We start from the raw sequence: 13,507 nt of genomic DNA on the forward strand, positions 1-13,507 counted from the left end.
CATGACGGCAGACGAACCAGCCGACGCCAGGACCATATTTGGCATCAAAAACTTGGCACACTGTTGAGTTCTCAAGAAACAGACACACACCGCCGAGACCCGAGCCATCTGACCCGAACCCCGGACCGGGGCAACCTCTTAAACTTACCTGATGGACTCTGGCCCGTCAACTTGCGTTTCCGTGGCCCTTGTCTCTCAGTTCCACATCCCGTGGGCGTGACTCAGTCACTCGCTTCGGTGTGGACTCGCCATCCCCGGGACCGGCCGCCCAGCCTCTCGGCCTAGCGTCCGTGCCTCCCTGGGGGGCAACGAGGTGAAACATTACGGGGCCGGCGGGCCGTCGTCAAACGATCGGGCGCGGGCCCCAAGCTGGGCCCGTTCAGCTGGCCTGACCTGCGGTTTTACCTGGCTCGGTGGCCGTCGGCACCGCTCCGGAGCAGGAATCTCGGCCTGTGCGGTCGTTCACACGGCGCGCCGCCGCGCCAGGCGCCCGGCGCACCGCTATACGTGCGCGCCCGAGACACAACGACGCCCGCCGGCCGAGGTGGCCGACGGGCGTCGTAGGACTGCCGGGCTCAGGCGCCGGCGACCTCGGCGACCTCGGCGACGGCGAGGTTCCGCCGCCCCCGGCGCAGGAGCACCCAGCGTCCAGCGAGCAGGTCCTCCGGTGCGAGCACGTGGTCCTCGTCGGTGAGCTTGACGTTGTTGAGGTAGGCCCCGCCCTCGGCGATGGTGCGTCGCGCGGCGGACCGCCCGTTCGCCAGCCCGGTCGCGACGAGCAGGTCGACAAGGTTGGACTCCCCCACCACCGCCTCGCCACGCGGCAGCTCGGCCACCGCGTGCCCGAGCGTCTCGGCGTCCAGGTCCTGCAGCTCCCCGCGCCCGAAGAGTGCCTGCGAGGCCCGCTCGACCCGCTCGGTCGCCTCCGCCCCGTGGACGAGGGTGGTGACGTCCTGGGCGAGGACCCGCTGCCCCTCCCGGGCCTTGGGTCGCTCGGCCACCGCGGTGACGAGCTCGGCGATCTCCTCCCGGCTGCGGAAGGTGAAGATTTTGAGGAAGCGCTCGACGTCGCCGTCGTCGGTGTTGAGCCAGAACTGGTAGAAGGCGTACGGGCTCATCATGTCCGGGGCGAGCCACACCGCCCCGCCCTCGCTCTTGCCGAACTTCGTGCCGTCGGCCTTGGTGATGAGCGGGGTCGTCATCGCCTGGACGCCCGTGCCGTCGGCCTTGCGGATGAGCTCGACGCCGGAGAGCAGGTTGCCCCACTGGTCGTTGCCGCCCGTCTGCAGGGTGCAGCCGTAGCGACGGTGCAGCTCCCGGAAGTCCATGCCCTGGAGGATCTGGTAGCTGAACTCCGTGAAGGAGATGCCCTCGTCGCTGGCGAGCCGCCGGGCGACGGTGTCCTTGGCGAGCATGGTGCCCAGCCGGTAGTGCTTGCCGACCTCCCGGAGGAAGTCGATGGCGCTCAGCCCGCTGGTCCAGTCGAGGTTGTTGACCATCTGCGCGGCGTTCTCGCCCTCGAAGTCGAGGAAGGGCTCGATCTGCCGGCGCAGGCGCTCGGTCCACTGGCTCACGACGTCGCGGTCGTTGAGGGTGCGCTCCCCCGACATGCGGGGGTCGCCGATGAGCCCGGTGGCCCCGCCGACGAGCGCGATCGGCCGGTGGCCGGCGCGCTGGAGGTGGCGCAGGAGGATGAGCTGGACGAGGTGCCCGTGGTGGAGGCTGGGCGCCGTCGGGTCGAAGCCGCAGTAGTAGGTGACAGGTCCCGCGGCGAGGGCGGCGCCGATGGCGTCGCGGTCGGTGGCCTGGGCGATGAGCCCGCGCCACTCCAGCTCCTCGAGGATGTCACTCACGTCTGCGTACCTTCCTGGTCGGTCGGGACCGCTCCGGCCCCGGGGACTAGTGTGCCCCGTCCGCGGTGCCGGCTCGTCCGGCGTCCGTGGGACGACGACGACGGCGCACCCCGGGCCGGTACGTCGAGACGGTCGGCTCACCGGGCAGCCAGAAACGCCACGGGAAGGTCTCGGCGTCACCGCCGGGGCCGGAGACACCGACACGGGGTCCGGTCGCCACCTCGGCCGCAACCGCGGCCGGCGCGACGAGCTCGGCCCGCCCGCCGGGCGTGAGGACAACCCCGTTGTCCGCGCCGGCCAGGCCCAGGGCCTGGGCCATGCGGGCCGGGCCGCGGGCGAGGTCGACGTCCTTCTTCGCGGCCGCCCGGCGGGAGCGCGCCAGCTCGACGCCGTCGACGACCTCCCCGCCCCGCAGGAGGACGGCGCTGGCGCGCCCGTCCTCGCCGCACACGACGTTGGCGCACCAGTGCATGCCGTAGGTGAAGTACACGTACAGCCGCCCGGCTGGCCCGAACATCACCTCGGTGCGCGGCGTGAGACCCCGGTAGGCGTGGGAGCCCGGGTCGTTGCCGCCGTCGTAGGCCTCGACCTCGGTGAGCCGGACGGTCACCGCTCCCGCGTCGTCGCGCACCGTGAGGTGCGCGCCGAGCAGGAGCGGTGCCACGTCCAGCGACCGCCGGGTGAGGTCGAGCATCAGGCGCTCGTCCACTCCCGCAGCTGGGTGAGCGCGGTCCGTGCCGACTCGAGCTGCTCGGCCACCCGGTCCGGCGCGGTGCCGCCGCGCCCGTTGCGGGAGGCCACGGAGCCCTCGACGCTGAGCACCGCCCGCACGTCGGGGGTGAGGTGCGGGGAGATCGCGGCGAGCTCGTCGTCGGTGAGGTCCCACAGCTCGGTCCCGGCCTGCTCACAGGCCTGGACGCACGCGCCGGCGATCTCGTGCGCGTCGCGGAACGCGACGCCCTGGCGCACCAGCCACTCGGCGATGTCGGTGGCCAGCGAGAAGCCCTGCGGGGCGAGCTCGGCCATCCGGTCGGTGTCGAAGGTGAGCGTGGCGACCATGCCGGAGACGGCCGGGAGGAGCACCGAGAGGGTGTCGACGCCGTCGAAGACGGGCTCCTTGTCCTCCTGGAGGTCCCGGTTGTAGGCGAGCGGCAGCCCCTTGAGGGTGGCGAGCAGACCGGTGAGGTCACCGATGAGGCGCCCGGCCTTGCCGCGCGCGAGCTCGGCGACGTCGGGGTTCTTCTTCTGCGGCATGATCGAGGAGCCGGTGGAGAAGGCGTCGTCGAGGCGGACGAAGCCGAACTCCTTGGTCGCCCACACGATGACGTCCTCGCTGATCCGCGAGAGGTCCACGCCAACCATGGCGACGACGAAGGCGAACTCGGCGACGACGTCGCGCGAGGCGGTGCCGTCGATGGAGTTCTCCACCGAGTCGGTGAAGCCGAGGTCGGCCGCCACCGCCCGCGGGTCCAGCCCGAGGGAGGATCCGGCGAGCGCGCCGGAGCCGTAGGGCGAGATCGCCGCACGGCGGTCCCAGTCCGCCCAGCGCTGGACGTCACGCAGCAGCGGCCACGCGTGGGCGAGCAGGTGGTGGGCCAGCAGCACGGGCTGGGCGTGCTGGAGGTGCGTGCGCCCCGGCATGACCGCGCCCGGGTGCGCCGCGGCCTGGTCGACGAGCGCACCGACGACGTCGAGCACTCCCCCGGCGAGCAGCCGCGCCTGCTCGCGCAGGTAGGAGCGCACGAGCGTGGCGATCTGGTCGTTGCGCGAGCGCCCGGCGCGGAGCTTGCCGCCCAGCGCGGGGCCGGCCCGCTCGATGAGGCCGCGCTCGAGGGCGGTGTGCACGTCCTCGTCGTCGGGCTGGGGACCGAAGGCGCCGGAGACGACGTCGGCCTCGAGGCGGTCCAGCGCCTCGAGCATCCCGGCGAGCTCGGCGTCGTCGAGCAGCCCGGCCCCGGCCAGCGCCCGGGCGTGGGCCCGGGAGCCGGCGATGTCGTGGCGGGCCAGCCGCCAGTCGAACTGGGTCGAGCGGGACAGCTCGGTCAGCGCGTCAGCGGGGCCGCCGGCGAAACGCCCGCCCCACAGGCTCAGCGGTGCCTCAGCCATTGCTCGTCTCCAGCGAACCGGAGCCGAGGTCCACGGCGTTGCCGAAGGCGGCGTCGCGGGCGGCGGCGAGCTTGGCGGTGAGGCCGTAGATCTCGATGAAGCCCTTGGCGTTGGACTGGTCGAAGGTGTCGCCCGAGTCGTAGGTGGCGAGGTTGAAGTCGTACAGGCTCGTGTCGCTGCGACGGCCGGTGACGACGGCGCGGCCCCCGTGGAGGAGCAGGCGCACCTCGCCGGTGACGTAGCGCTGGGTGTCGTCGATGAAGACGTCGAGGGAGCGCTTGAGCGGGGAGAACCACTGGCCGTCGTAGACGAGCTCGGTCCAGCGCTGGTCGACGCCCTTCTTGAAGCGGGCCTGCTCGCGCTCGACGGTGACGTTCTCCAGCTCCTGGTGGGCGGTGATGAGCGCGATCGCGCCGGGGGCCTCGTAGACCTCGCGGGACTTGATGCCCACGAGGCGGTCCTCGACGATGTCGATGCGGCCCACACCCTGGGCGCCGGCGCGGCGGTTGAGCTCCTGGACCGCCTGCAGCGGGGTCACGGGCACGCCGTCGATGGCGACGGGGACACCCTCCTTGAAGGTGATGACGACCTCGTCGGGCACCGGCGGGAAGGCCGGGTCGTCGGTGTAGCTGTAGACGTCCTTGGTGGGCGCGTTCCAGATGTCCTCGAGGAAGCCGGTCTCGATGGCGCGGCCCCACACGTTCTGGTCGATGGAGAAGGGGTTGTTCTTCGTCGTCTCGATCGGCAGCTGGTGGCGCTGGGCGTAGTCGATGGCGACGTCGCGGGTGAGGGCGAGGTCGCGGACGGGGGCCAGGCACTTGAGGTCGGGGGCGAGGGAGGTGATGCCGACCTCGAAGCGGACCTGGTCGTTGCCCTTGCCGGTGCAGCCGTGGGCCACGGTGGTGGCGCCGAACTGGCGGGCGGCGCGGGCGAGGTGCTTGACGATGACCGGCCGGGAGAGCGCCGAGACCACCGGGTAGCGGTCCTGGTAGAGGGCGTTGGCCTTGAGCGCCGGCATGCAGTACTCCTCGGCGAACTCGTCGCGCGCGTCGGCGACGTAGGCCTCGACGGCGCCGCAGTCGAGGGCGCGCTGCCGGATGACGTCGAGGTCCTCCCCGCCCTGGCCGACGTCGACGGCGACGGCGATGACCTCGGCGCCGGTCTGCTCGCCGATCCAGCCGATGGCCACCGAGGTGTCCAGCCCGCCGGAGTAGGCGAGCACCACGCGCTCCTTGCCGGAGGTCGAGGTGGTCGCGGGGGTGGTGCTGTCAGTCATGCGTGGTCTCTTTCCATGGATGGTGCGGGAGTGCGGTCGGCCCCGTTCCGGGCCGGTGCGGGGGTGGTCGGGGCTGCGAGGGCGAGGAGCCGCTCGGCGAGGGCGGCGCCGGCCTCCTCGTCGCGGGCGATGACGAGGACGGTGTCGTCCCCGGCGATGGTGCCGATGACACCGGGCAGGACCGCGGTGTCGACGGCGGAGGCGAGCAGCTGGGCGGCGCCGGCGGGGGTGCGGAGCACGACGAGCGCGCCGGACCGGTCCGCTGAGACGAGCAGCTCGCTGCACCAGCGCGCCAGGCGCGCGGCGCTGTGCCCCTGCTCGGGCGCGACGGGCGGGGCCATCGCCCCGGCCGCGCCCTCCTGCGGCAGGGCGTAGACCTGGCGGCCGTCGGGCAGGGTGATCTTCCCGGCGCGCAGCTCGACGAGGTCACGCGAGAGCGTCGCCTGGGTCACCTGGACGCCGTGGGCGGCCAGCTGTGCGCTGAGCTCGCTCTGGGAGGAGATGCGCTCGTGGGTGAGCAGCCGCGCGATGAGGGCGTGGCGTGCCGGCCGGGTGACGGGCATGCTCACGGCGTCGCCCCGAGGAGGTGGACGAGGACGGCCTTCTGCGCGTGGCGGCGGTTCTCCGCCTCGTCCCAGATGACCGAGCGCGGCCCGTCGACGACCTCCGCCGTCGCCTCCATCCCCCGGTAGACCGGCAGGCAGTGGAGGAAGACCGCGTCCTGCCCACGCGCCATGAGGCGCTCGTCGACGCGGTAGGGGACGAAGGGCGAGGTGCGGTCCCCGGCCTCGTCCTCCTGGCCCATCGACACCCACGTGTCGGTGGCGACGGCGGTGACGCCGTCGACGGCCTCGTCGGCGTCGGTCGTGACGAGCACGCTGCCGCCGGTCTCGGCCGCGATGGCGCGTGCGCGCTCGACGACAGCGGGGTCGGGCGCGTAGTCGGCGGGCGCGCCGATCCGCACGTCCATGCCGGCGGTGACGCCGCCGAGGAGGTAGGAGTGCGCCATGTTGTTCGCGCCGTCGCCGAGGTAGGCGAGGGAGCGGCCGGCCAGGGCGGGACCGTCGGCAGCCAGGCCGCCGCGGTGCTCGGCGATCGTCTGGAGGTCGGCGAGGATCTGGCAGGGGTGGAACTCGTCGGTGAGCGCGTTGACGACGGGCACGGCGCTCACTGCGGCGGCCCGGTCGAGCCCGGACTGGGCGAAGGTGCGCCACACGATGGCGGCGACCTGCCGGTCGAGGACGCGCACGGTGTCCTCCACCGACTCCCCGCGGCCCACCTGGGTGGACGCGGAGTCGAGGACGAGCGGGAAGCCGCCGAGCTCGTGGATCCCGACGGAGAAGGACACCCGGGTGCGCGTCGAAGCCTTGTCGAAGAGCACCGCCACGGAGCGGCCCTCGAACGGGCGCGGGGCGACCGTGCCGGCCTTGAGCTCGAGCGCGAGCTGGAGCACGGAGCGCTGGGCGTCGACGGACAGGTCGTCATCGCGCAGGAAATGGGCGGTCATGCGGCACCTCCGGCGGTGTCGAGGACGGCGGGCAGGTCGGCGAGGAAGCCGGCGGCCTGCTCGTGGCTGAGGACGAAGGGCGGGGCGAGGCGGACGGCGTCGGGCGCGACCGGGTTGACGATGTAGCCGGCCGCGAGGGCCGCCTGCGCCACCTGGGGCGCGACGGCCTCGGTGAGCATGATCGCCAGGAGCAGGCCCTCGCCGCGGACGCCCGCGACGAGCGGGTGGCCGAGCGCCGTGACGCCCTCGCTCAGCTGGCGGCCGCGCTCGGTGACGGCGGTGAGCAGCCCGTCGCGCTCGATGACGTGCATGGTCGCGAGCGCGGCGGCGGAGGCGACGGGGTTCCCGCCGAAGGTGCTGCCGTGCTGGCCGGGCCCGAGCAGGGTGGCGGCGTGCTCGCCGAGGGCGACGACGGCGCCGATCGGCAGCCCGCCCGCCAGCCCCTTGGCGAGGACGACGACGTCGGGCACGACCCCGCCGCCGACGTGGTCGTGGTGGTGGGCCATCCACCGCCCGGTGCGGCCCATCCCGGTCTGCACCTCGTCGAGGATCAGCAGCGCGCCGTGCCGGGACGTGAGCTCGCGGGCGGCGGCGAGGTAACCCGGGGGCAGCGGACGCACGCCCGCCTCCCCCTGCAGCGGCTCGAGGACCAGGGCGGCGACGTCGTCGTCCATGGCGGCGGTGAGCGCGTCGACGTCACCGAAGGGCAGGTGCTCGACGCCGCCGGGCAGCGGCATGAACGGCTCGCGGTAGGCGGCCTTGTGGGTGAGGGCGAGGGCGCCCATGGTCCGGCCGTGGAAAGCGCCCTCGAGGGCGAGGATCCGCGGCCGGCTGCCCTCGCCGTGGCGGCGGGCCAGCTTGAACGCGGCCTCCATCGCCTCGGTGCCGGAGTTGGCGAGGAACACGCGCGACCCGGCCGGCGCGCCACCGGGCGTGACGATCTCGAGCAGTCGCTCGGCGAGGTGGACCTGGGTGGGCGTGGCGAAGAAGTTCGACACGTGGCCCAGCGTCCCGAGCTGCGCGGAGACCGCGGAGACGAGCGTGGGGTGGGCGTGGCCCAGGGAGTTGACGGCGATGCCGGCGAGGAGGTCGAGGTAGCGGCCGCCGTCGGCGTCCCACACCCACGCACCCTCCCCGCGCACGAGGACGCGCTGGGGCGGGCCGAAGGTGTTCATCAGGGCGCCGGTGTAGCGCTCGGCCCACACCGCCGCGGGCTGCTGGGTCTCGGGGACGATGTCGCTCACGGTGCCTCCGGGTGGGTGGACTGGGTGGCCCAGTCGGGCAGGACGAGGGTGCCCACGCCCTCGTCGGTGAAGATCTCCAGCAGCATTGAGTGCGGCTGGCGGCCGTCGATGATGTGCGCCTGCGGCACCCCGCCGCGCACCGCGCGCAGGCAGGCCTCCATCTTGGGGACCATGCCGGACTGGAGGTCGGGGAGCATGACGCTGAGCTCACTGGCGGCGATGCGCCGGACGATCGAGGAGCGGTCGGGCCAGGAGCGGTACAGGCCCTCGACGTCGGTGAGGACGACGAGCTTGCGTGCCCCGAGCGCGACGGCGAGCGCTGCGGCCGCGGTGTCGGCGTTGACGTTGAGGACCTGGGAGGGGTCGGTGACGTCCGGGGCGATCGTCGAGATCACCGGGATGCGGCCGGCGGCGAGGAGGTCCTCGACGGCGGAGGGGTGGACCTCGACGACGTCGCCGACGAGGCCGACGTCGACCGGCTCGCCGTCGACGACGGCGGTGCGGCGCTCGGCACGCAGCAGCCCGCCGTCCTCCCCGGAGATGCCGACGGCGTGGGCGGTGTCCACGTTGAGGAGGGAGACGAGGTCCCGCTGCACCTGGCCGGTGAGGACCATCCGGACGACGGCCATCGCCTCGGGGGTGGTGACCCGCAGGCCGCCGCGGAACTCCGAGGCGATCTGGAGGCGGTCGAGCATCGCGGAGATCTGCGGGCCGCCGCCGTGGACGACGACCGGCTGCATGCCCACCTGGTGGAGGAAGAGGACGTCCGCGGCGAAGGCGCGCTGGAGGTTCTCGTCGACCATGGCGTTGCCGCCGTACTTGATGACGACGCGCGTGCCGGCGAAGCGGCGCAGCCAGGGCAGGGCCTGGAGGAGGACCTCGGCCTTCTGGTCGGGGCGCAGGCTGTCGGGGAGCTCGGTCATGTCGAGTAGGCGCTGTTCTCGTGGACGTAGTCGTGGGTGAGGTCGTTGGTCCACACGGTGACGGGCGGGGCGTCCCCGGCGTGGAGGGCGATCTCGACGTGCACCTCGCGGTGCGCGGCGAGGTCGACGAGCGAGCGGTCCTCCCCCACGCCCCCGGCCCGGCACACCTGGACGCCGTTGACGCTGACGTCGAGGAGGAGCGGGTCGTAGGGGGCGACGTCCTCGGGGACGGTGCCGGCGGCGGCGATGATGCGGCCCCAGTTGGGGTCGTTGCCGAACATCGCGGCCTTGAAGAGGTTGGAGCGGGTGACGGCGCGGGCGACGGCGAGCGCCGCCGTCTCGTCGGTCGCGCCGGTCACGGTGACGGCGACGTCGTGGCTGGCGCCCTCGGCGTCGGCGATGAGCTGGCGGGCCAGCTGCTGGGTGGCGGCGGTGAGCGCCTCCTGGAAGGCGACCGGCTCGGGGCGGACGCCGCTGGCGCCGGAAGCGAGGAGGATGACGGTGTCGTTCGTCGACATCGCGCCGTCGGAGTCGATCCGGTCGAAGCTCAGCCGGGCGGCCTCGCGGAGGGCGGCGTCGGCCTGCGCGGCGTCGAGCTCGGCGTCGGTGGTGAGGACGCACAGCATCGTCGCGAGCGCGGGGGCGAGCATGCCCGCCCCCTTGGCCATGCCGCCCACCGACCAGCCCTCGCCCTGCACGTGGACGGTCTTGGCGACGGTGTCGGTCGTCATGATCGCCTCGGCGGCGTCGGCGCCCCCGTCCGCGGAGAGCGCTGCGGCCGCCGCGTCGATGCCGGCGGTGAGGGCGGGCATGTCGAGCCGCTCGCCGATGAGGCCGGTGGAGCAGACGAGGACGTCCCCGCTGGAGACGTCGAGCCGCTCGGCGACGTGCTCGGCCGTCACGTGGGTGTCGGCGAAGCCCTCCGGGCCGGTGCACGCGTTGGCGCCGCCGGAGTTGAGGACGACGGCGCGGGCGATCCCGTCTCCGACGGCGATGCGCGACCACACGACGGGGGCCGCGACGACACGGTTGGTCGTGAAGACGGCGGCGGCGACGGCGCCGGGGCCGTCGTTGACGACGAGCGCGACGTCCTTGCCGCCGGAGCTCTTGAGACCGGCGGCGACGCCGGCGGCCCGGAAGCCGCGTGCTGCGGTGACGCTCACGGGGCGACTCCCACGGTGGTCAGGCCCAGCTGCTCGGGCAGCCCGAGCGCGAGGTTCATGGACTGGACGGCGGCACCGGCGGTGCCCTTGACGAGGTTGTCGATCGCGCAGACGGCGACGGCGCGGCCGGCGCGCTCGTCGACGGTCACCTGCACGTGGGCCGTGTTCGCGCCGAGGGTGGCCGCGGTGGTGGGCCACTGGCCCTCGGGCAGGAGGCGGACGAAGGCCTCCCCCGCGTAGGCGTCCTCCCACGCGGCCCGGACCTGCGCCGTCGTCGTGCCCGGGGTGAGCGGCGCGGTGACGGTGGCGAGGATGCCGCGCGCCATCGGCACGAGGGTGGGGGTGAAGGAGAGCCGCACGTCGGCGGCGCCGGCGCGCCGCAGGTTCTGCTCGATCTCGGGCACGTGCCGGTGGCCGCCGCCGACGGCGTACGGCATGGCGGTGCCCATCCCCTCGGAGGCGAGCAGGTGCGGCTTGAGGGACTTGCCCGCGCCAGAGTAGCCGTTGGCGAGGACGGCGACGACGTCGCCCGGGTCGACGACGCCGGCGCTGACGCCCGGCTGGAGGGCGAGGGTGACCGCGGTGACGTTGCAGCCAGGCACGGCCACGGTGCGGGCCTCGCGCAGGATCTGGCGCTGCGCGGCGGCGGTGCCGCTCTCCCCCGCGTGCCGCAGCTCGGGCATGCCGTAGGGCCACGCGCCGGCGAAGGTGCCGCCGTAGAAGTGGTCCCAGTCCGCGACGTGCTCGAGGCGATGGTCGGCGCCGCAGTCGAGGAGCAGCGGCGTGGGCCCGTCGAGGGCGGCGAGCGCGTCGGTCAGCTCGCCGGACGCGCCGTGCGGGAGGGCGAGGACGACGACGTCGTGCCCCGCCAGGCGCGTGGGGTCGGTCGGCTCGATGAGCCGGTCGGCGAGCGGCAGGAGATGGGGCTGGTGCTGCCCGAGGAGGTCACCGGCACTGGCGTTCGCGGTGAGCGCGCCGATCTCGACCTCGGGGTGGGCGAGGAGGAGGCGCAGGACCTCGCCCCCGGCATACCCACTGGCCCCGGCCACGGCTACAGATACAGTCACCCGCATAACTATACACGGGAGTGAATGGAGCGCCACGTACTCCTCCGGGGAGGCGGGCCCGGACAAGAGGTGTCCGCTCCCGTGAGCGCAAGCGAGTGATCAGGCTCGTGCGTGCTGCAGCCGACGAACGAGCACGTAGATCTTGCAGCCCACGCACAACCCCGTGGTCGCCCTGACGACGGACCCAGCGGCAGCGACGGCGGTGAGGCTGTAGCCCATCGCGTCCACGCCGATGAGGAAGGCGAGCAGCGCCAGAACGGTGAGTACGAAACCGATGAACTGAGCGAAGCGCGCTGGGCGGGCATCCTCCAACGCGGGTGCGGCACCGAGACGTGGCCAGATGACACGAGCGAAGAGCTGTGCCCACACGGACCAGTGCATGCTCACGAATGCGGTGAACGCGAACATCGCAGCCTGTGAGGCGAGCAGACCTAGCGCCAGAGGGCGAACGGGCTCAACGGTGAGCAGCACGATGACGAGAACGCCGGCCGTTGCCGCGGCAGCGAATCGAAGAGCGCGCGGGTCGACGTGTCCGCGCAGAGGACACGAGGTGATGCCGATACCGGCCACGATGATGCTCCTGAGGGTGCGGGCCGCTGGCGAGTGGCCGCCCTGCTGGCGAGTTCCAGCTGCATCCCGCCGAGCACGTCTTCGTCGATGCCTGCGTGTCAGATCAACTTACACCCGCCGGATCTGGCCCATGAGGACATACGGCATCTCCCAGGAAGCGGCTCGGCCGCGCCACCGAAGGTGGTCGGCTCGAGCGCCGAGCACAACCACTCGACACCACCAGCGACTGCCTTTTCCGTCGTGGTGCTCACGTGCCTGCCTCTCGTCGAGCACTTCCTCTCGACGACCGGCTCCTCGCTTGCCCCCTACTGTGGAACCGTGAAGAAGCGCCCGAACCTCACGTATCTCATCATCGCCTTCACTTTCGGCGTCGTCGGTATCTCGGGGCTCGCCACGGGGCGGAGCGAGCTGCTGGCCTTCCTCGTACTGGCGGTCGCCTTCCTCATCATCGGCTCGAACGATGGCGCCGAGCGCACGCGAAGGAAGCCTCGCAAGGGCCGCTAGGTGGCATTGGTCCGGGCACCGCTCATCGGAGTGTGACCCGGTACGGCAAGCGGCAGAGCCGCTGCTGGCCATTCGCCAGATCCTTCAATGGAGCGCGCGAGTCGCGCAACTTGTTCGGCAGTCGACGAGGCGCATAGTGCGTCGCTGGCACGCGCTGTACGTATCGTCAGCGCCGAGGCTTCAGATCCGCGTCCCACCAAGCGCGAAGCTCGGATGCGAAGTCGACGTCGTCACCGCCGGGCTCCAGTCCATAGTGGTCACGCAACTCGGCGCTGATGCGCGCCGCAATCTCGTCCGCTGGCCCGTGGTGTACGAGGAGGTTAACGACGGGCCCGAGTAAGCAGTCCCACTCGTCGTCCGGCTGCTCGGCCGGGGCATGGCTCCCGGCCGAGGCCCAGGCGTTGAGCCGTCGCCTCACCTCGTCGATCCGCCACTGAGTGGCTCGTCGTTGCCGGCGAGAGGGTGCCTCCTCGCTCGCGGATAGCTCCATGCTCACAGGACCCTATCGGTAGCCGCCAGCTTGAGTGGGTCCCGTTGACGATCGGCTCACGGGACGATGCAACACGACCGGCCGCAGCCGCTGTGAAAACTACCTCGGACCGCTACTTCCCGTCTGGCTCCGTTGCCCTCTCCAGCCCTCGGACGCCTGCCATTCGGTGGAGCTCAGACCGTCGGCCCGGGCGGGCGGCAACGACGCCCGCGATAACGCCCGTGGCGAGGACGAGCCAGGCAGTGTCCGTTGAGAGCCCGACAAACACTGCGCCGAACACGACGGCGGTCGAGGCCACGTTCGGCGCCATGGTCCCCGGTAGCGGAGCGTTCATCGCAATGAGGGTCTGACGGTCCTTCACCACGTATCCCCTCTTGCGGCGCACCGGCTCTACTGCGAGCAAGCCGAGGGGAGCGAGCACAATCAGAATCTTGTGCACCACCGAGAGGCCGATGCCGGCCGCGATGGCAGTGCCGAATGCCACGAAGTAGGGCGCCGGCGGGAAGCGGGTGTCGCCGGCCGCAGCAGCGATGTCATCGGGGCGGCCCATGCATGTACGGTGGCCAAGACATATGACCATCGCAACTTCTGTGAGCTTGGGTGGCGCCGTACAGCCATATCTCGAATCGCCACAGCGGCATCACCATGCTCATCGAACACGGTGTGCATAGCCGCTCGATTCACTGAGGTGCGGCATCTGTGCGGCAGGGGATCGGCACGCGGACGCCAAGACCGCGCATAGCGACTAGTGGGGGTTCGCGGTCATGCGCCGCGGAAGGACGCACCTCCCGCCGCTAGGCGGGG

General features: G+C 72.4%; 13 protein-coding genes. 1 reads left to right on the forward strand and 12 read right to left on the reverse strand.

Annotated elements, in window-relative coordinates:
- Nucleotides 1-575: 575 nt before the first annotated feature.
- The 11 genes from tyrS to DSZ44_RS08590 form a co-directional block, all read right to left on the reverse strand.
- On the reverse strand, nt 576-1,853 hold the full coding sequence (tyrS, locus tag DSZ44_RS08540; RefSeq protein WP_110852210.1) for a tyrosine--tRNA ligase: 1,278 nt from the start codon (nt 1,851-1,853) through the stop codon (nt 576-578).
- A gap of 46 nt (nt 1,854-1,899) precedes the next feature.
- A complete protein-coding gene (locus DSZ44_RS08545) occupies nt 1,900-2,547 on the reverse strand; it encodes a DNA-3-methyladenine glycosylase (RefSeq protein ID WP_110852379.1) in 648 nt (215 codons plus the stop codon).
- Entirely contained in the window at nt 2,547-3,959 is a 1,413-nt protein-coding gene (argH, locus tag DSZ44_RS08550; protein WP_110852211.1) for an argininosuccinate lyase, read from the reverse strand. The genes DSZ44_RS08545 and argH overlap by 1 nt, the downstream gene beginning before the upstream one ends.
- Complete coding sequence (locus DSZ44_RS08555; RefSeq protein WP_110852212.1) at nt 3,952-5,235, reverse strand: argininosuccinate synthase; 1,284 nt, start codon at nt 5,233-5,235, stop codon at nt 3,952-3,954. Before DSZ44_RS08555 ends, argH begins: the two co-directional genes overlap by 8 nt.
- On the reverse strand, nt 5,232-5,798 hold the full coding sequence (argR, locus tag DSZ44_RS08560) for an arginine repressor (protein WP_110852213.1): 567 nt from the start codon (nt 5,796-5,798) through the stop codon (nt 5,232-5,234). Before argR ends, DSZ44_RS08555 begins: the two co-directional genes overlap by 4 nt.
- A gap of 2 nt (nt 5,799-5,800) precedes the next feature.
- Nucleotides 5,801-6,742: an ornithine carbamoyltransferase gene (argF, locus tag DSZ44_RS08565; RefSeq protein WP_110852214.1), complete on the reverse strand. Its 942-nt coding sequence runs from the start codon at nt 6,740-6,742 to the stop codon at nt 5,801-5,803.
- Complete coding sequence (locus DSZ44_RS08570) at nt 6,739-7,986, reverse strand: acetylornithine transaminase (RefSeq protein WP_373681245.1); 1,248 nt, start codon at nt 7,984-7,986, stop codon at nt 6,739-6,741. The genes argF and DSZ44_RS08570 overlap by 4 nt, the downstream gene beginning before the upstream one ends.
- Nucleotides 7,983-8,909 carry an acetylglutamate kinase gene (argB, locus tag DSZ44_RS08575; RefSeq protein WP_110852215.1) on the reverse strand — a complete coding sequence of 309 codons (927 nt, stop codon included), beginning with the start codon at nt 8,907-8,909 and terminating at the stop codon, nt 7,983-7,985. Before argB ends, DSZ44_RS08570 begins: the two co-directional genes overlap by 4 nt.
- Entirely contained in the window at nt 8,906-10,072 is a 1,167-nt protein-coding gene (argJ, locus tag DSZ44_RS08580; protein ID WP_110852216.1) for a bifunctional glutamate N-acetyltransferase/amino-acid acetyltransferase ArgJ, read from the reverse strand. Before argJ ends, argB begins: the two co-directional genes overlap by 4 nt.
- Nucleotides 10,069-11,145, reverse strand: a complete 1,077-nt coding sequence (gene argC, locus DSZ44_RS08585; RefSeq protein ID WP_181424580.1) for an N-acetyl-gamma-glutamyl-phosphate reductase — start codon at nt 11,143-11,145, stop codon at nt 10,069-10,071. Before argC ends, argJ begins: the two co-directional genes overlap by 4 nt.
- Before the next feature lie 93 nt (nt 11,146-11,238).
- Nucleotides 11,239-11,709 (reverse strand): DUF4395 domain-containing protein, encoded by a 471-nt coding sequence (locus tag DSZ44_RS08590; protein WP_181424581.1) that lies wholly within the window; start codon nt 11,707-11,709, stop codon nt 11,239-11,241.
- A gap of 318 nt (nt 11,710-12,027) precedes the next feature.
- Between DSZ44_RS08590 and DSZ44_RS08595 the strand changes: the two genes are divergently transcribed.
- The gene (locus tag DSZ44_RS08595; protein ID WP_146237506.1) at nt 12,028-12,213 is read left to right on the forward strand and encodes a hypothetical protein; all 186 of its coding nucleotides are present in this window, start codon (nt 12,028-12,030) and stop codon (nt 12,211-12,213) included.
- 602 nt (nt 12,214-12,815) lie between these two features.
- On the opposite strand, the gene DSZ44_RS08605 is transcribed toward DSZ44_RS08595, so the two are convergent.
- A complete protein-coding gene (locus tag DSZ44_RS08605) occupies nt 12,816-13,253 on the reverse strand; it encodes a hypothetical protein (protein ID WP_110852220.1) in 438 nt (145 codons plus the stop codon).
- Between the last annotated feature and the right edge of the window lie 254 nt (nt 13,254-13,507).

It is taken from the genome of Georgenia satyanarayanai, assembly GCF_900116375.1.
Classification (GTDB): domain Bacteria; phylum Actinomycetota; class Actinomycetes; order Actinomycetales; family Actinomycetaceae; genus Oceanitalea; species Oceanitalea nanhaiensis.